Source organism: Dethiosulfovibrio salsuginis (assembly GCF_900177735.1).
Lineage (GTDB): Bacteria > Synergistota > Synergistia > Synergistales > Dethiosulfovibrionaceae > Dethiosulfovibrio > Dethiosulfovibrio salsuginis.
Genome location: NZ_FXBB01000010.1, coordinates 1 through 18,307 on the forward strand (window position 1 = coordinate 1; position 18,307 = coordinate 18,307).

An 18,307-nucleotide genomic window follows, 5' to 3' on the forward strand; every position below is an offset into this window, starting at 1 on the left:
GATAAGCTCGACCTTGAAGGTGGCGTTGTCCCCAGGCATTACCATCTCGACTCCCTCAGGAAGCTCGATGGCTCCGGTGACGTCGGTGGTACGGAAGTAGAACTGAGGCTTGTAGCCCTTGAAGAAGGGAGTGTGACGGCCGCCCTCTTCCTTCTTGAGGACGTAGACCTCAGCCTTGAACTTGGTGTGAGGCTTGATCGATCCGGGCTTGGCCAGAACCTGACCGCGCTCGACGTCGTCTTTGCCGGTTCCACGAAGAAGGACCCCTACGTTATCTCCAGCCAGAGCCTCGTCGAGGATCTTGCGGAACATCTCGAGGGAGGTGGCAACGGTCTTCTGGGTGTCCCTGATCCCGACTATCTCCACCTCGTCGCCGGAGTGGATAACTCCCTGCTCCACACGACCGGTTACGACGGTGCCGCGACCGGTGATGGTGAACACGTCCTCGATGGGCATGAGGAAGGTCTTGTCGGTGTCACGGACGGGATCGGGGAAGTAGTTGTCGCAAGCGTCCATAAGCTCCCAGATCGCCTTGCTCCATTTGTCCTCTCTGGTGCCGTCGCTCTCCTCGAGAACCTTAAGGGCGGAACCACGGATGATAGGCACGTCGTCTCCGGGGAAGTTGTACTTGTCCAGAAGCTCGCGGATCTCCATCTCGACCAGATCGAGAAGCTCGTCGTCGTCGACCATGTCGACTTTGTTCATGAAGACCACGAGGGCGGGCACGTTGACCTGACGGGCGAGAAGGACGTGCTCACGGGTCTGAGGCATCGGGCCGTCGGCGGCGGAGACCACCAGGATTCCGCCGTCCATCTGAGCGGCACCGGTGATCATGTTCTTGATGTAGTCGGCGTGGCCGGGGCAGTCGATGTGAGCGTAGTGACGCTTGTCGGTCTGGTACTCGATGTGAGCTATGTTGATGGTTATTCCGCGCTCTCTCTCCTCAGGGGCCTTGTCGATGTCCTCGAACTTCGAGAAGTCCGCATAGCCTGCGGAGGCGAGACTCTTGGAGATAGCAGCGGTAAGGCTGGTCTTGCCGTGGTCGATGTGACCGATGGTACCGATGTTAAGATGAGGCTTTGTCCTTTCAAACTTTTCCTTTGCCATTTGGATGTCCCTCCTAGATTGAAAACTCTTATTTTTTAAGTATTTCTTCCGCTACGCTGTTAGGAACCGCTTCGTAGTGGTCGAACTGCATGGTGTAGGTGGCACGACCGGAGGTCTTGCTTCTGATGTCGGTAGCGTAACCAAACATCTCTCCGAGGGGGACGTAGGCCTTTATAGCCCTGGCGTTTCCTCTGATATCCATGCCTTCCACACGACCACGGCGGGAGGACAGGTCTCCCATAACGTCTCCGACGTAATCCTCAGGGGTTACTACCTCAACAAACATGACAGGCTCCATCAGGGTCGGACCGGCTTTTCTCATCGCCTCTTTGAAAGCCATGGAGGCGGCGATCTTAAAGGCCATTTCGGAGCTGTCGACGTCGTGGTAGCTTCCGTAGACGAGCTGGACCTTCACGCCTATGACGGGGAATCCGCCGAGAATACCGTTGGTGAGGGATTCCTCAATTCCCTTCTGTACTGCGGGAATGTAGTCTCTGGGGATCACTCCACCGACAATCTTGTCCTCGAAGAGGAAGCCTTTGCCGTCCTCTAGGGGCTCCATGTTTATAACCACGTCGCCGTACTGGCCTCTACCGCCGCTCTGACGGACGAATTTGCCCTGCACATCGGTGACCGCTCTGGTGATAGCCTCTCTGTAGGCGACCTGGGGACGTCCGACGTTGACGTCGGCTTTGAACTCTCTCTTTAGGCGATCGACTATGATGTCGAGGTGAAGCTCGCCCATGCCGGATATGACGGTCTGTCCGGTTTCCTCGTCGTTGCGGACGACGAAAGTCGGGTCCTCTTCGGCCAGGGAGATGAGTCCTTTGGACATTTTATCTTTGTCCGCCTGGGACATAGGCTCAACGGCCAGAGAGATAACCGGCTCAGGGAAGACCAAGGACTCAAGCACTATAGGAGCCTTTTCGTCACAGAGGGTGTCTCCGGTTCTGGTCGCTTTAAGACCGGGGATAGCGACTATCATGCCTGCCCCAGCTTCGTCTATGTCGGTCCTCTTGTTGGAGTGCATCTGGAGGATTCGACCGACTCTTTCTTTCTTCCTGCTGGTCGGGTTATAAAGGGACATACCGGACTTCAGCATACCGGAGTATATACGGCAGAAGGTCAGTTTACCCACGAACGGGTCAACCGCTACCTTGAAAGCCAGTATGGATACCGGCTCGCTTACGTCGGCGTGTCTCTCCATCTCGGAGCCATCGTCAGGATCTTCGCCTTTTATGGCGGGGAGATCCATGGGGCTCGGAAGGTAGGCCACAACGGCGTCGAGAAGGGGCTGAACTCCTTTGTTTTTAAAGGCAGTCCCACACATAGCGGGGATTATATCCAGAGCTATGGTGCTCTTTCTGATGGCGGCCGTTATCATGTCGTTAGGAACTGGCTCGCCCTCTAGGAAGAGAGACATTATGTCCTCGTCGAAATCGGCGAGGGCCTCTATCATAGAGTCCCTGTAGAGCTTGGCGTCGTCCAGCATCTCTGCCGGTATCTCCTGCACTGAGGGATCGCCTCCGATGTTGTCGGAGAAGACCATGGCTTTCATCTCTATCAGGTCAACTACGCCTTTGAAGCTGTCCTCAGACCCTATGGGGAGCTGAAGGGGGACCGCTCTGGCACCGAGCCGATCTTTGAGCTGATCGACTACGCTGAGGAAGTTGGCACCGACACGGTCCATCTTGTTGACGAAAGCTATACGGGGGACGTGGTACTTGTCCGCCTGACGCCATACGGTCTCCGACTGAGGCTCAACTCCACCGACAGCACAGAACACTGATACCGCTCCGTCGAGGACTCTCATAGAGCGTTCGACCTCTACGGTAAAATCCACGTGGCCGGGCGTATCAATAACGTTGATGTTATGGCCCTTCCATTGACAGGTGGTAGCAGCTGAAGTGATGGTAATGCCTCTCTCCCGCTCCTGCTCCATCCAGTCCATGGTGGCCGCGCCTTCGTGAACTTCACCGATCTTGTAGCTTTTACCGGTGTAGAACAGGATACGCTCGGTGGTTGTGGTCTTACCGGCATCGATATGAGCGGCAATACCTATATTTCTTATTTTATGTAGATCCATTCCAGCCATTATAATCACCTAGGACACATAACGTTGACTGACGAGCATGTCGGCCAGTGCTACCAACGGTAATGAGCGAAGGCCCTGTTGGCCTCAGCCATTTTGTGGGTGTCTTCTCTCTTCTTCATGGAGCTGCCTTCGCCTTTATAGGCGTCGATAAACTCTCTGGAGAGTCTGTCCGCCATGGGCATACCCTTCTTGCCTCTGGAGAAGTTTATGATCCATCGGATAGCTAGAGCCTGAGCCCTAGCAGGGGCAACCTCGACAGGAACCTGATAGGTGGCTCCACCGACCCTGCGGGAACGGACTTCCACAAGGGGTTTGACGTTCTCCATGGCCTTCTCGAAGACCTCTACAGCCTGCACGCCTAGCTTCTCGCCAGCCTTATCCAGAGCTTCGTAAACGATGCTCTCCGCGGTGCTCTTCTTTCCGTCCAGCATGACCTTGTTGATAAACTTGGTCAACACTGTGTTGCCGAATTTCGTATCCGGCTGTGTTTCGCGTTTTCTAACATGCCCTTTACGTGGCATGACCCTACCTCCTTAAAAAAACCTAGGACTTGGGGCGACGGGCGCCGTACTTGGAACGGCTCCTACGACGACCTTCGACTCCGCCGCAGTCAAGGGTTCCACGGACGATGTGATAACGCACACCGGGAAGGTCCTTGACTCGACCACCCCTGACCAGAACCACCGAGTGCTCCTGCAGGTTATGGCCTACACCGGGAATATACGAGGTTACCTCAATTCCGTTGGTCAGCCTTACACGGGCGACCTTACGGAGAGCCGAGTTCGGCTTTTTGGGGGTAACGGTGTATACCCTGGTACAGACCCCTCTTCGTGCCGGACAGTTCTGCAGAGCGGGAGAGTCGGACTTCTGGGTCTTCTCTACCCTGCCCTTACGAACTAACTGATTAATTGTTGGCACTATGTTCCCTCCTTCCAGAGATTCTCTATGCTGTTAACAGCGGTTCTTCCGCTGTAAAGCCGCTGTAGCTGCGCCTCTGGATATGGCGCAGGCCCTGCCCAGTTCTACCATCGTCCCCACCTGTTCAACGGGAATTCCCTGAGAACCAGCTAAGGACAGGATGTCGGAAAGTATCGAGTCGTCGGCATCCTCAGCGACGAAAATCTTTTCGACGTTGCCTTTCAGTAGCTCTCTACGAACCTGACTAAGACCTATAAACCTTTTTCCTTCAGCCAGTTCTTGAACAGCCATTTAAGACCTCCTGTGCACAGGCACCGAGCAATAATACCAATGACCTGGTGCTATGTCAAGAAATATCGCACCCAGGTCATTGGCATATCTAATTTAGCCCCGTTTTCTAGGCTTTTTTATCTTTAATCTCTAAGGTCCTGAAGGATTCAACCCCTGTTCCCGCTGGTATGAGGTGACCTATAATTACGTTTTCCTTCAAGCCGACCAATCCGTCGACCTGACATCTCACCGCAGCTCCAGCCAGTACCTGAGCGGTTTGCTGGAAGGATGCCGCACTCAGGAAGCTGTCGGTGGCGAGGGCCGCTTTGGTTATTCCGTGGATAAATTTACGGCACTCAGGTGCCTGTCTCAGTTTACGGACAAAGGTCACCCTGGAGATGATCGATCTGCTTTCGGTGTGACAGAAGACCGGCCTTAGGACCAGTTCCTCCAGGTTAGCGGAGACCAGGGAGTCGAGGACGGCTTTATTTATCTCCTGTCCTCCGTCGACTACAGTGACTCCATCGATCTCAATACTCTCGAGCAATATCTTGCCGTAACATTTATCCGCTATAACGTCTTTTATCACGGTCTGCCTGGATACTATCTCGTCATCCATGGAGATAGCCGCCAACTGGCCTTCGATTAAGCCTCTTACTATACTTCCATCGACTATAGGAGGCTGAGAAGGCAGGGCGTTGCCCTGATCGTCGATGGCCTGCCTGAGAGGTCTACCCCATATTTTGGCGAGCAACCTTTCCTGCATGGCATCGGCCAGGTTGACCCTCTCTATGCCTTTCCATATCTTTATGGCGGAAATGTCGCTCATCTTTATGAGCTGAGCGATCTCTTCGGTTACTATCTGATCCTTTGCCGCAAGAACCTGGCCTTCCGATACGACGTCTTCCGCAAGGTAGGCCACATCGATAAGCTTATCGACCTCTTCTGCGTCTCTTACCCTTATGGGTCTCGGCTCCTCGGAGGTTACGACCGAAAGCTGTCCCAGGGTAAGAGGCTGTCCAGCCTCTACGATCCGCCCATCCCTAGCTTCAAAGGGCTCTATCAGTTCAAACCCCTTCATTTCCTTTCGGAATGAGGCTTCTCCGACGATAACCCTCAAAGGTCCAGCCTCGTCGGTCATGTCTATTTCCGTCAAAGAGGCTCCAGGGACTAAAATAGATCTTATCAGCTCTTCGTCGAGAGGGTCGCCTTTTCTCTTGCCCAGATCGTTCTTGCCAGCACCGACCAATCCGTTGAAGGCCTTTCCAGAGAATATCTTTATGGCCTCGTGGATGTTGTTCTCGTTCTCCTGCTCGATCACCGAGGCTTCCGCTTCGACGTCACCGGCCCAGACCAGGTCTCCGGCGACAAAGGCGGTGTCCCCTTCGTCTATTACCTTGACCCTGTTGACCGGAGCCACCTTACGGAGTATTACCTCTATGTGTTTGTTGTTGATGGAGACACCCTGGGAACGGTAGACCTCCTGGATGCTGTCGACGAGGTATTTCTGGACAGAGTCCTGTCCAACCACCTCTAGAAGCTGCTGAGGATCGATGTATCCCTCGGTTAGCTTCTGGGTCTTTGTGACGTTTTGCCCCTCTTCGACCAGGAGGTTCTGGTTGGAGGGGATGTTATAGGCTATTTTAGAGTCATGCTCCTGATCGTCAGGAATTATAATGACCTTTCTCTTGCCCTCCATTTCCCTTATCTCTGAGACTTTGCCGTCCACTCCCGCCAATACAGCCACTTTTTTAGGCCTTCTGGCCTCGAAGAGCTGTTCGATTCGAGGAAGACCCTGGGTGATGTCCTCTCCGGAGATTCGGACCCCTCCGGTGTGGAAGGTCCTCATGGTGAGCTGGGTGCCGGGCTCTCCAATAGACTGAGCAGCGACGACTCCGACCGCTTCTCCTATATCCACGGTCCGCCTCGTAGCAAGGTCGGTTCCGTAACATTTCTGACAGATTCCGTGTCTGGTTACACAGCTCATAGGGCTTCTTACCCAGACCTCTTTCAGGCCATAACGGTCGATCTCCTCCGCCAGAGTTGGGGTTATGAGATCCCCTTTAGGTACTATTACCTTTCCGTCGGATGGGGAGATCACGTCCCTAAGGGCGGTTCTACCGGAGAGCCTTTCGCTTATCGGTATGACGATTTTTCCGTCGCTCTCCAGAGGCTCTATTTTTACCCCCTGCTCCGTTCCGCAATCCACCTCGGTTATAATGACGTCCTGAGCTACGTCCACGAGACGACGGGTTAGATATCCCGACTTAGCGGTACGAAGGGCGGTGTCCGCCAGTCCTTTTCTCGCTCCGTGGGTGGATATAAAGTACTCCAACATGTTCATTCCCTCACGGAAGTTACTGGTTATAGGGTAGTCGATGATTCGACCGGTAGGATCGGCCATCAGGCCTCTTATGCCAGCCATCTGGGCGAGCTGTCCTTTACTTCCTCTAGCACCGGAGTCGACCATCATCCTGACGGGATTATCGTGGTGCATATGGCCGAGAATAGCGTCACCGACGTCGGCGGCAGCTTTAGACCATAGGATCTCTTTTTGAAGAAGATATTCATCTTCATTTAAGATACCCATTTCGTACTGATCTCTGATTTCGTCGTCCTCGACTAAGGAGTCTTTTACGACCTTAGCTTTTTCCTCAGGAACGATAACGTCGGTGATGCAGAAACTGAGGCCGCTTAAGGTAGCCCAACGATATCCCAGATCTTTTATGGAGTCCAGAAGCTCTACCATCTCCTGCCGAGTAACCATGTCGTATCCGATATCCAGCAGTTTAGAGACGTCTTTTTTGCCTAGCTGTCCGTCCAGGAACCTGATGTTCCTGGGAAGATGGCTGTTGAAGAGAACCCTGCCAGGAGAGGTCTCTATCCATCTTTTGCCTTCGTCGACGAAGGAGATTCCCCACTGAGGTTCCTGATCGGACCAGTCTTTCCAATCTTTGTTCCAGCGAAGCCTTATTTTTGCGTTGACGTGAACGACTCCATGGTCCAGTGCGCTGAGGACGTCATCAAAGTTCTTGAAGTAGAGCCCTTCTCCGGTCATTCCTTCCCTTTTGTTGGTCAGATAGTATATACCTAAAACCATGTCCTGAGCTGGAGCGACTATAGGCTTTCCGCTGGCGGGAGAAAGTATGTTGTTCGCCGCCAACATGAGCATTCTGGCCTCCGCCTGAGCCTCAACGGAAAGAGGGACGTGAACGGCCATCTGGTCTCCGTCGAAGTCGGCGTTAAAGGCGGTGCAGACCAGAGGATGCAGTCTTATTGCCTTTCCTTCCATGAGGACCGGCTCAAAGGCCTGGATACCGAGGCGGTGAAGGGTAGGAGCACGGTTTAGCATCACTGGATGATCTTTTATTATCTCCTCCAGCATGCCCCAAATTTCCTCTTTGCCCCTTTCTATCATCCTTTTTCCGCTTTTTACGTTAGGAGCTATTCCCTGCTCTACAAGCTGATGTATGACAAAGGGCTTGAAGAGCTCCAGGGCCATCTGTTTAGGTAGACCACACTGATAGATTTTCAGGCTTGGACCTATGGTTATAACCGATCTCCCCGAGTAGTCGACCCGTTTCCCCAGAAGGTTCTGACGGAAACGACCTTTTTTGCCCCTCAGAAGGTCGGAGAGGCTCTTAAGAGGTCTGTTGCCCGCTCCTAAGACCGCTTTCCCCATTCTGCCGTTGTCTATGAGAGCGTCGACGGATTCCTGGAGCATTCGCTTTTCGTTTCGGACTATTATCTCCGGCGCCCTGAGTTCCTGTAGCTTTCTAAGGCGGTTGTTTCTGTTTATGACCCTTCGGTAGAGGTCGTTGAGGTCGGAGGTGGCAAACCTTCCTCCGTCAAGCTGGACCATAGGACGGAGATCCGGCGGTATGACCGGTAGAACCTCAAGGACCATCGACTGAGCCTGGCAGAAGCCTTTACGGAAGTCCTCGACGACCTGGAGCCTTTTGACGACCTTACGCCGCTTCTGACCGCTGGTCTCGGAGAGCTCTTCCCTGAGGGCCTGAGCCAGGTGGTTCATGTCCATAGAGTCGAGCATATCTCGAACTCCCTCCGCACCGATTCCGGCTCGGAATTTTTTATCGTAGTTAGAGCAAAGATGCTGTTCCCGGTCTATGACGACGTCTCCGTCCTCAAAGGGAGATTCTCCTCCCGATATGACCAGGAAACAGGGATCCTCCACGACTACGGTCTCAAGCTGGGCGACGAATTTATCCTGGTATCTCTGATGGAAGAGGTTATACTCGCTGGTGGAGACCACATCGCCTTTAGCAAAGGGCAACTTTGCCACCGAGGTAACAACAAAACCATCCTGGTTTCCCGCCATGGCCCTGCGGACGGACAGAGAGCTACCGCTATCTCTGAGTCTCTCGCATTCCCCTCCCGATATGACCTGACCTATCTGAAGCTCCAGACCTTCATCGCAGGATTCCACGATAAACGCAGGCTCAACGGAGAAGGATTCATCTCCGTAATCACCTTTGAATCTAGCGACCTGAGAGGAGGATATAACGTCTCCCGATGTCACAGGGACATCGTCTACAGACACGATTCGGTAGGCTTCCTCAGCTTTGAATTTAGAGTCGTAATGGGCGTGAACTCTGACCTCGCTCTCGGAGATAATAGATCCTCTTTTCGCGAGATCCGGCCTTTTTCCCTCTATGACGACCTTAAAAGCGGCCTCTCTCTTTCTTACAGGAGCAAAGTAAACGACCTTTTCGAGCATCTTGGTGGCCGTACCCAGCAGGAGGCTAAGCCTGCTGGGTATTCCTCTGAGATACCATATGTGGACCACCGGTGCGGCCAGCTCGATATGTCCCATGTGCTCTCTGCGAACCCGGTTGTCGGTAACCTCTACACCGCAACGGTCGCAGACGACTCCCTTGAACTTAGGGCCACTTTTTTTGTATTTTCCACAGGAACACTCAAAGCTTTTGGTTGGTCCAAATATCCGCTCACAAAAAAGACCGTCTTTTTCCGGCTTTAAGGTCCTGTAGTTTATGGTCTCCGGTTTTTTGACCTCCCCTTTTGAAAGGCCACGGATCTCTTCAGGACCGGCAAGACGCACTCTGACTCCGACGATTTCACGACGAGTCATCGTTAGCTGTCAGCTCCTTTCGCTTCTTCGTCATCGTCCTCGAAACGCAGATCCGATATGCTGTATATATCGGATATATCGGGCTCCGATTCGAATATGGAGTCGTCCAGATTTTTCTCCGATGAATCGGAGGTCTGGCAGTCTTCGACAGGACAAGGGGGTTCAAACTCTATGGCCGCGGAGGCGTTCTGTCCCTGTTCATCCTCCTCTTCATCAGGTAGCAGAGGACCTATCGTTCCGTCGTTGTATTCTATATCTACACCAAGGCCAAGGCCTTCAAGCTCTTTGACCAAAACCTTAAAGCTCTCCGGGACGCCGGGCTTGGTGAGGTTTTGCCCTTTCACTATCTTTTCGTAGGTCTTAAGTCTTCCCCTTATGTCGTCCGATTTTACGGTCAACATCTCCTGTAGGACGTGGGCAGCGCCGTATCCCTGAAGAGCCCAGACCTCCATCTCCCCAAACCTCTGGCCTCCAAACTGAGCTTTACCGCCTAAAGGCTGTTGGGTTATAAGGCTGTAGGGCCCTATAGATCTGGCGTGGAGCTTGTCGTCGACCAGGTGGTTCAGCTTAAGCATGTACATATAGCCTATGGTGCTCTTGTGCTCCATAGGCTCTCCGGTTCTGCCGTCGATAAGCTGCATGGTTCCACCGGAGGTCAAGGAGCTGTAGTCGGGGTTTTCCTCGCTGAGCTGCTGGAGGAGGTCGTAGACGTCCTGCTCCTGGGCCCCTTCAAACACGGGGGTAGCTATATGCCAATCGTTGGCTACCGCCACCGTCGCAAGTATGGTCTCAAGGACCTGACCGATGTTCATTCGGCTAGGGACGCCAAGGGGGTTAAGGCAGACGTCCACAGGGGTTCCGTCGGGCAGATAGGGCATGTCCTCGACAGGAAGTATTCGAGAGACAACTCCCTTGTTACCGTGACGACCGGACATTTTGTCCCCTACGGTTATCTTCCGCAGCTGAGCGACGTATACCTTTACCACTTCGTTAACCCCAGGACTCATAGAGTCGCTGTGTTCCTCTTTATTGAGCTTTTTGACGGCTACGACTTTACCTCTGGTGCCATGAGGAACGTGAAGGGAGGTGTCTCTTACCTCTCTGGCTTTCTCTCCGAAAATAGCCCGAAGCAACTTTTCCTCAGGAGACTGGTCCGACTCCCCTTTAGGGGTAACCTTACCTACCAGGATATCCCCGGCGTTGACCTCCGCACCGACCCGCACGACACCGTGCTCGTCCAGATCCTTCAGAGCTTCTTCCCCTACGTTCGGGATGTCTCTGGTGATCTCTTCCGGTCCGAGCTTGGTGTCTCTGGCGTCCATTTCGTACTCCTCTATGTGGATGGAGGTGAAAAAGTCCTCTTTCACCATCCTCTCGCTGAGAAGTATAGCGTCTTCGTAGTTATACCCTTCCCAGGGCACAAAGGCGATGAGAACGTTTCTACCTAGGGCGAGCTCTCCTTGGTCTACGGACTGGCCGTCACCGATAATCTCACCTTTGGTGACCCTCTCTCCTTTGGTGACCAGAGGTCTTTGATGGATTATGGTCCCCTGGTTGGATCTTTTGAATTTCTGAAAGGTCATGGAACGATAAGCTCCAGAGTCGCAGCGGATCTCGACTCTGTCGGAATCGACGTAGGAGATAACACCGTCCTCAGGGGCGACAACACAGGAGCCTGAGTCTTTCGCTATTCTATACTCCATGCCCGTACCGACTCTAGGGGCCTCGGGCAAAAGCAGAGGCACCGCCTGTCTCTGCATATTAGATCCCATGAGAGCTCGGTTTGCGTCGTCGTGCTCAAGGAAGGGGATCAAGGCGGTGGAAGCCGAGACTATCTGCTTCGGCGATATGTCCAGATAATCGATCCTCTCCGGTGGGACTTCGACTATTTTCCCTCTATATCTAGCGTAACAAAGGGCCTCGGAAAGACGACCGGTCGATTCATCAAAGGGGGTGTTAGCCCTTCCGACGTAGGCCTCGTCCTCTTCGTCTGCGGCGAGATATATAACGTCCTCCGGATTAAGGGACACGAAGCCATCTTTTACCGGCCTTCTAGGGGAAACCAGGAAGCCATATTCGTTTACCTTTGCATAGGTCGAGAGAGACGTAACAAGACCGATGTTAGGTCCTTCAGGGGTCTCTATAGGACAGATACGGCTATAGTGGGTGTAGTGGACGTCTCTGGCCTCAAAACCCGCTCTCTCTCTGCTGAGACCGCCAGGACCCAACGCCGAGAGACGACGACGGTGGGTGAGCTCCGAGAGAGGGTTGTTCTGATCCATGTACTGGGAAAGCTGGCCGGACCCGAAAAACTCCCTCAAGGCCGCGGAGATCGGCCTCACGTTGATGAGGTCTCGTCCCATGGCCTTGGTGAGGTCCGGCATGGTGGTCATCCTTTCCTTGGCGATCCTCTCCATACGAAGAAGGCCTATACGGATCTGATTCTGAAGCAACTCTCCTACCGATCTTACCCGTCTATTTCCGAGGTGGTCGATATCGTCGGGGAATTCCTCCGGGATGTCCGGGAACGAGAGGATATCCCTCTGTTCCTCTGTGTCCCTGAGGACTATAAGCCCTTTAACTATACGGACCATATCCTCCACAGTCAGCAACCGCCCGCTCATCGGAGCATCCAGTTTCAGCCGACGGTTGAGCTTGTAGCGACCGACCCTTCCAAGGGTGTATCTCCTGGAATCGAAGAAAAGGGTGTCAAAATATTCCTTGGCGTTCTCTATCCTGGCGGGCTCGTTGGGCCTCAGCCTCCGGAATATCTCCAGCATAGCCTCGTCGGTGTTGTCGGTAACGTCTTTCTCCAAGGTTGCGGCCAGAACGGGATTAACATTCCAAACCTTCACCCTTGAGCGATTCATCTCCCAAAGAGCCTCAAGCTGTTCTTTGCCTATGCGGCTCTCTTTTCTGATAACTATATTGCCGCCGTCGTTGACGATATTCTCAGCGAGAAGACGGCCTAGGAGCTCCTCCTCGGAGAGATCGACCTCCTCTATTTCCCCACCGAAGGAACGGAGGAGTTCTTCGTTTGAGGAGATCCCAAAGGCCTTGAGCAGCAAGGTTCCGGGAAGTTTTTTCTTGCTGTCGATGTTTATGTAAAGGGTATCGCCGCTTCCCATGGCGAATTCCAGCCAGGCACCTCTATCGGGAATTATCTTGGCTGTGTAGACCTCCGCCGCAGGGGCGGAATAGTCTACCTTGAAGTACACCCCCGCCGACCTGGCCAGCTGGTTGACCACGACTCTCTCGGTCCCGTTTATGATGAAGGTACCCCGCTCGGTCATCATAGGAAAATCTCCCAGGAAAATCTCTTCCTCTTTGATCTCCATGGTCTTTCTGTTGATTAACCGGATAGTGGCCCTTACGGGACGATGCCAGGTACAATCCTTTTGCTGTGCGTCCTCCTGGGTTGTCGTAGGCCTATCCAGGTAGTATCGGACAAACTCAAGTGCAAAGGAGCCGTCGTAACTCTCGATAGGGAAGATCTCGTCAAGAAGTTCCTGTAGACCGATGCTTTCCCTTTCCTCTGGATCACGGCCCTCCTGAAAAAAGCTGACGTAGGAGTCTCGCTGGACCTCGACCATGTCAGGGATCTCAACTAGATCTCTGGCACGACCAAAGGTAAGACGGCTGCGCTTTTTGCCCACTGGTACGAATTCGGCCATAAGGCTGACGACCTCCCTATGTTTCATAAAGTAAACTATAACAAGCTGAAGAGCAATAAAATAACAAAAAGGCCGCATTATGTCAACGACACAATACGACCCGTATGCTTATCGCGATTTTGTCGCGCATTAACACCACTAAGTAGATGGTGCCCGGGAGGAGACTCGAACTCCTACAGGCGTATGCCCACTAGAACCTGAATCTAGCGCGTCTACCAATTCCGCCACCCGGGCCTATATCCGAAACGAAGAGTATTTTACCAGTAGAAGAGGTTTTTGACAAGCCCTATGGAGATAAAACTATTTTTAGCTTAGCCCAGAGGCCCTGATCAGCCTGTCCCTTATGGCCAGCCCAACCCCTGAGTCTCCGGGCCACTGAGCTATTATAACGTCCAGAGGAAGCCTCTCCAGTTCCCTCATAGCGGCGAAGAGCCCTCTCCCGTAGGCATCTAAGTCGTCAAATAAAATAGACCTATCCGATTCCAGCGAAGGATGGTCCATCCCCACGAAGGCCCATTTTTCCCCTTCCTCTACGGGAAATGGATCCGAGGGGAACTGTATTCTCATCGGCAGAGAGGGAGCGTAGTGTCGATACCTGGTTCCTGGAGATCTTTTCAGCTCCAGCTCACCTTTAGGCATGGCGATAGGTCCCAGAAGTTCGACCAAAGCCTCAAGGGGAAATCCTCCGGGCCTGAGAAGCACTGGAGTATCTCCGGTGACGTCTAAGACGGTGGATTCGAGCCCTAGGTCCGTAGGGCCGCCGTCCAGTATCATATGGACTCTTTCTTTTAGATCGGCAGCCACGGTTTGAGCGTCGGTAGGGCTGGGCCTTCCGCTGGCGTTGGCGCTAGGCGCGGCCACAGGAAATCGGCAGGCCTGAAGGAGGGCTAGAGCCACCGGGTGAGAGGGCATCCGCACACCTACCGTTCCCAGCCCTGCGGTTACCTCTTCAGGGACATTTTCATTTACCGGGAGGACCAGAGTCAGAGGTCCAGGCCAGAAGAGGTCCATTATCTTTTTTGCCCTTTCGTCCACCGTCGCCACATTTACGACATCCTCAGGGGAACCAAAGTGGAGTATGAGCGGGTTGTCAGAAGGGCGTCCTTTTGCGGAATAGATCGAGGAGACCGCTTTTCCGTCCAGACCGTTTGCCCCTAGTCCGTAGACCGTTTCCGTCGGAAAGGCCACCAATCCGCCGGACTTAAGGATTTTTACCGCCGACGTTATGGCCTCTTTGTCGGGATTCCACCGATCCAGTTTGACTATCATAGAGGATTGCTCTCCCCAAAGAGGCGGTGAAATTCCGCTCTGAAGGCAGGGAAGACACCGTCCAGTATGGACTGTCTGGCCCGCTTCATAAGGCTTATTAAGAATCGAAGATTGTGCCAGCTACATAGCCTGGCGGACAGCATCTCGCCGGACCGATAAAGGTGCCTTACATAGGCTCTGGAGAATTCTCGACAGGCGTAACAGTCGCAGTCGGGATCGATAGGGCCCCAATCGTGGGTGAAACGGCTGTGCTTGATGTTGAACTTTCCCCGAGAGGTGAGAAGGGTTCCGTTTCTTCCGTTTCTCGTCGGAAGGACGCAGTCGAACATGTCAACCCCTCGGGCGACCCCTTCAACTAGGTTGGTGGGGTATCCCACGCCCATTAGGTATCTCGGTTTTCCCTTAGGCATGACGGGATTTAGGAGATCCAGTATTCGGTACATCTCCTGGTGGCTCTCTCCCACCGATAGACCTCCTATAGAGTAGCCCGGGAAATCCATGTCTATGAGCTTTTCGGCACACTTAACCCGAAGGTCGTCGTAAAGGGCTCCCTGGACTATTCCGAAAAGGGCCTGATCCTCTCTGCGGTGTATAGATTGACATCTGGCGGCCCATCTGAGGGTCCGATCGACGCTTTTCCCCGCTTCTTCTCTGGTGCAGGGGAGCTTTACACACTGATCGAAACACATGGCTATGTCGCTGCCGAGCTTTTCCTGGGTCTGGGTAGCCAGTTCAGGTGTCATGAAATGACGGCTACCGTCCAGGTGGGAGACGAACTCCACTCCATCCTCAAGTATTTTGTTTATGCCAGCAAGGGAGAAAACCTGAAAACCGCCGCTGTCGGTGAGTATAGGACCGTTCCAGTTCATAAACCTGTGAAGTCCTCCTGCCTCCTCCACCAGTTCCGCCCCTGGCCTCAGATATAGGTGATAGGTGTTGGACAGGAGTATCTGGGTCTCTATTTCAGCCATTTCCTTAGGAGACATGGCCTTTACGGTTGCAGCGGTTCCTACGGGCATGAAAACCGGGGTCTCTATTATTCCGTGAGGGGTCACAAGCTCTCCAGCCCTGGCCCCTGTCTCAGGACATTCGGCCAAAAGGCGAAACTCAAACATCCTGCTCACCCCATCTGTAAAGGTCTTTGCCGTTTTGCCACACCGACTGAGCCACCGAGGAGAGGGTTCTGCCGGTTATGTCCGACGCCGCTCGGTATATGAGGGGCATCATAGACGGCGTGTTGGTCTTGCCTCTGTAGGGCACCGGAGCAAGCCACGGAGAGTCGGTCTCGAGTATTATCCGGTCCATCGGCGAAGAGGACAGACATTCTCTCACCTCTTGGGCGCTTTTGAAGGTTATCATTCCGCCAAAACCGAGGTAAAGACCTAGGTCAAGGCACATCTTGGCTTCGCTCCAGGAGCCGGAAAAACAGTGGACGACCCCGCCAGCATCCCCTAGAGGGTTGTCGTTTATGAGGGAGAAAAAGTCGGCAAAGGCCTCCCTTACGTGGAAAACCACAGGAAGATTTTTAACCTTTGCCCAACCGATCTGGGCCGCCATAACCTCCCTCTGAACGGACCTGGGAGAGTGGTCGTAATGATAATCAAGGCCGATCTCCCCTACGGCGAATACCTCCTTCCGGTCAGCCATAGCCAGGAGGTCGGAGGGAATTCCATCTGGGTATCGACCCGCCTCATGGGGGTGGATTCCCACGGAAGCCCTTACTCCCTGAGGGGAGAAGCGAGAGGCCATATCCACGGCCTCCCAGCTGGACTCCTCGTCGCTTCCGACTACCAACATTCTCCCTACCCCAGCCTCTACCGCTTTGTCGACGTGTAGCTGAACGTCCTCCCGGAGCTCCGGGGAATTAAGGTGACAGTGTCCGTCTATGTAGGGCGTCATAGGATCCACACCGAGATCAGTGGACACGGCTCCCCAGGGGGATGTCCTCTACAGGGGCTAAAAGGGATAGACCTTCATGCCCCGACATAGACGCGGCGAGCAACATGCCGTCGCTCTGAACTCCGCACATTTTGACGGGCTTCAGGTTGACCACCACGACTATTTTGTGTCCCAGGAGCTCTTCCTGGGTGAAGTCCGCTTTTATGCTGGACACTATGGTTCTTCTTTCGTAGCCCAGGTCGACCTCCAGCTTGTAGAGCCTTTTGGCTCTGGGAACTTCCTCCACCTTGACTATCTGACCTACCCTGAGCTCTATCTTTGAGAAGTCCTCTATGCCTATCTGAGGTTCGTGCTCTCCAGGGTCGACCACTTTGCCTTTGGACAGATCTCGAGCCTTTTTCTCCTCCGCCCACAGCTCAATGTCTATTCTGGGGAAGAGGACTTCTTTGGTCCTGTGGACCTTCATAATCCCGGCGGTAGGCTCTCCCCACTTATAGTGTTCCCACTTTAGGTTGGCGGGGTCGCCACAGAAACCTATCTGGGACCACACTGCGTGGCCTGTATCAGGCATGAAGGGGGATATCATCATAGACGCTAGTTTAAGGGCTTCCACCAGTCCCCATAGAACTGCGTCCAATCTGTCCTTTTCCCCTTCGTTGCCTAGTTTCCATGGCATGGTTTCGTCGATGTATTTGTTGGCCCTGCTTATCACCGTCCAGGCCGCTTTAAGGGCTTCGTCGAAGGCGAAGTCGTCCATTTTCTCCAGATAGAGCTCGCAGGAGGTTCTAGCGACCTCCGAAAGCTCCAGGTCTATGGAGGCCAGGGAGGGAGGGGTAGGGACAACTCCCTCTCTGTACTTTATTATCATGGAAACCGTCCTGCTGAGCAGGTTGCCGAGGTCGTTGGCAAGGTCTGAGTTTATCCTCTGGACCATGGCGGATTCGGAGAAGTCTCCGTCGGTCCCGAAGGGGACCTGCCGGAGCAGAAAGTAGCGGAAAGCGTCGGCTCCGTAGAGGTTGACCATTTCGAAGGGATCCACAACGTTGCCTTTGGACTTGGACATTTTCTCTCCCTCCATGGTCCACCAGCCATGGGAGAACACCCTTACAGGAGGGTTGAGTCCTAGAGCCATAAGCATAGTGGGCCATATGACGCAGTGAAACCGAATTATGTCTTTCGCCATCAGGTGATGGACCTGAGGCCAGTATTTGTCCATCTGAGATTGGTCCGATTCGTAGCCACAGGCGGTCAGGTAGTTGATGAGAGCGTCAAACCAGACGTATATGACGTGTCTTTCGTCCCCTGGCACCGGGATGCCCCAGGAGATGGATGTCCTGGAAACCGACTGATCCCTCAGGCCGCTTTTTATAAAACTGATTATCTCGTTATACCTGCTTTTTGGCATTATGGCCTTCAGGTTGGACTCGTAATAGTCCAGGAGCTGGTCGGCGTATTTAGAGGTGCGAAAGAAGTAGCTCTCCTCCTCCATCTCCACCAGAGGACGACCGCAGTCGGGACAGGTGGAGCCCTGGCCTACGCTGCTTTCTGGAACGTAGGTCTCACAGGGTACGCAATATAGCCCTTTGTAGGTGTCTTTATAGATATCACCCTGTTCGACGAGTTTGGAGAATATAGACTGGACAACCTTTTCATGCCGCTTCTCGGTGGTTCTGATAAAGTCGGTGTTCGATATATTGAGGACAGGAAGGAGCTTTTTGAAGTTCTCCGCCATAACGTCGGTAAGCTCCTGAGCGGTCATTCCTTTGGCGGCGGCACTTTCGTATATTTTCTGACCGTGTTCGTCGGTTCCGGTCAGGAAATGCACCTCGTGGCCGGTCATCCTCTTGTATCTTGCCATTACGTCCGCACCGATGGTCGTGTAGGCGTGGCCTATATGAGGGACGTCGTTGACGTAGTATATAGGTGTAGTTATGTAGAAATTCTTTGTATCAGCCATTATTTTTT

At 53.4% G+C, this 18,307-nt stretch carries 11 protein-coding genes and 1 tRNA gene; all 12 read right to left on the bottom strand.

Annotated elements, in window-relative coordinates:
- Positions 1 to 1,107: elongation factor Tu (gene tuf, locus B9Y55_RS05105; RefSeq protein ID WP_085544296.1), on the bottom strand; the 1,107-nt coding region annotated here is incomplete at its 3' end.
- A 28-nt stretch (positions 1,108 to 1,135) separates the two neighbouring features.
- Entirely contained in the window at positions 1,136 to 3,202 is a 2,067-nt protein-coding gene (fusA, locus tag B9Y55_RS05110) for an elongation factor G (RefSeq protein WP_085544297.1), read from the bottom strand.
- Positions 3,203 to 3,252: 50 nt separating this feature from the next.
- Complete coding sequence (gene rpsG, locus B9Y55_RS05115) at positions 3,253 to 3,723, bottom strand: 30S ribosomal protein S7 (protein ID WP_085544298.1); 471 nt, start codon at positions 3,721 to 3,723, stop codon at positions 3,253 to 3,255.
- Between the two features lie 22 nt (positions 3,724 to 3,745).
- Positions 3,746 to 4,120: a 30S ribosomal protein S12 gene (gene rpsL, locus B9Y55_RS05120; protein ID WP_085544299.1), complete on the bottom strand. Its 375-nt coding sequence runs from the start codon at positions 4,118 to 4,120 to the stop codon at positions 3,746 to 3,748.
- Positions 4,121 to 4,153: 33 nt separating this feature from the next.
- Positions 4,154 to 4,411 carry a ribosomal L7Ae/L30e/S12e/Gadd45 family protein gene (locus B9Y55_RS05125; RefSeq protein ID WP_085544300.1) on the bottom strand — a complete coding sequence of 86 codons (258 nt, stop codon included), beginning with the start codon at positions 4,409 to 4,411 and terminating at the stop codon, positions 4,154 to 4,156.
- Positions 4,412 to 4,517: 106 nt separating this feature from the next.
- Positions 4,518 to 9,500 (bottom strand): DNA-directed RNA polymerase subunit beta', encoded by a 4,983-nt coding sequence (gene rpoC, locus B9Y55_RS05130; RefSeq protein WP_085544301.1) that lies wholly within the window; start codon positions 9,498 to 9,500, stop codon positions 4,518 to 4,520.
- A gap of 2 nt (positions 9,501 to 9,502) precedes the next feature.
- Positions 9,503 to 13,174, bottom strand: coding sequence for a DNA-directed RNA polymerase subunit beta (gene rpoB, locus B9Y55_RS05135; protein WP_085544302.1), 3,672 nt, complete (start codon positions 13,172 to 13,174; stop codon positions 9,503 to 9,505).
- A gap of 147 nt (positions 13,175 to 13,321) precedes the next feature.
- Positions 13,322 to 13,408 (bottom strand) — tRNA-Leu (locus B9Y55_RS05140).
- A gap of 72 nt (positions 13,409 to 13,480) precedes the next feature.
- Positions 13,481 to 14,443, bottom strand: a complete 963-nt coding sequence (locus B9Y55_RS05145; RefSeq protein ID WP_085544303.1) for an L-threonylcarbamoyladenylate synthase — start codon at positions 14,441 to 14,443, stop codon at positions 13,481 to 13,483.
- Positions 14,440 to 15,558, bottom strand: a complete 1,119-nt coding sequence (gene tgt, locus B9Y55_RS05150) for a tRNA guanosine(34) transglycosylase Tgt (RefSeq protein WP_085544304.1) — start codon at positions 15,556 to 15,558, stop codon at positions 14,440 to 14,442. The genes B9Y55_RS05145 and tgt overlap by 4 nt, the downstream gene beginning before the upstream one ends.
- Positions 15,551 to 16,369 (bottom strand): TatD family hydrolase, encoded by an 819-nt coding sequence (locus B9Y55_RS05155; RefSeq protein WP_085544305.1) that lies wholly within the window; start codon positions 16,367 to 16,369, stop codon positions 15,551 to 15,553. The genes tgt and B9Y55_RS05155 overlap by 8 nt, the downstream gene beginning before the upstream one ends.
- On the bottom strand, positions 16,359 to 18,299 hold the full coding sequence (gene metG, locus B9Y55_RS05160; RefSeq protein WP_085544306.1) for a methionine--tRNA ligase: 1,941 nt from the start codon (positions 18,297 to 18,299) through the stop codon (positions 16,359 to 16,361). Before metG ends, B9Y55_RS05155 begins: the two co-directional genes overlap by 11 nt.
- Between the last annotated feature and the right edge of the window lie 8 nt (positions 18,300 to 18,307).

Bases quoted from the DNA above. Each gene is read 5' to 3' on its own strand.
- fusA (WP_085544297.1), bottom strand. From the start codon at position 3,202: ATGGCTGGAATGGATCTACATAAAATAAGAAATATAGGTATTGCCGCT.
- rpsG (WP_085544298.1), bottom strand. From the start codon at position 3,723: ATGCCACGTAAAGGGCATGTTAGAAAACGCGAAACACAGCCGGATACG.
- B9Y55_RS05125 (WP_085544300.1), bottom strand. From the start codon at position 4,411: ATGGCTGTTCAAGAACTGGCTGAAGGAAAAAGGTTTATAGGTCTTAGT.
- rpoC (WP_085544301.1), bottom strand. From the start codon at position 9,500: ATGACTCGTCGTGAAATCGTCGGAGTCAGAGTGCGTCTTGCCGGTCCT.
- rpoB (WP_085544302.1), bottom strand. From the start codon at position 13,174: ATGGCCGAATTCGTACCAGTGGGCAAAAAGCGCAGCCGTCTTACCTTT.
- B9Y55_RS05145 (WP_085544303.1), bottom strand. From the start codon at position 14,443: ATGATAGTCAAACTGGATCGGTGGAATCCCGACAAAGAGGCCATAACG.
- tgt (WP_085544304.1), bottom strand. From the start codon at position 15,558: ATGTTTGAGTTTCGCCTTTTGGCCGAATGTCCTGAGACAGGGGCCAGG.
- metG (WP_085544306.1), bottom strand. From the start codon at position 18,299: ATGGCTGATACAAAGAATTTCTACATAACTACACCTATATACTACGTC.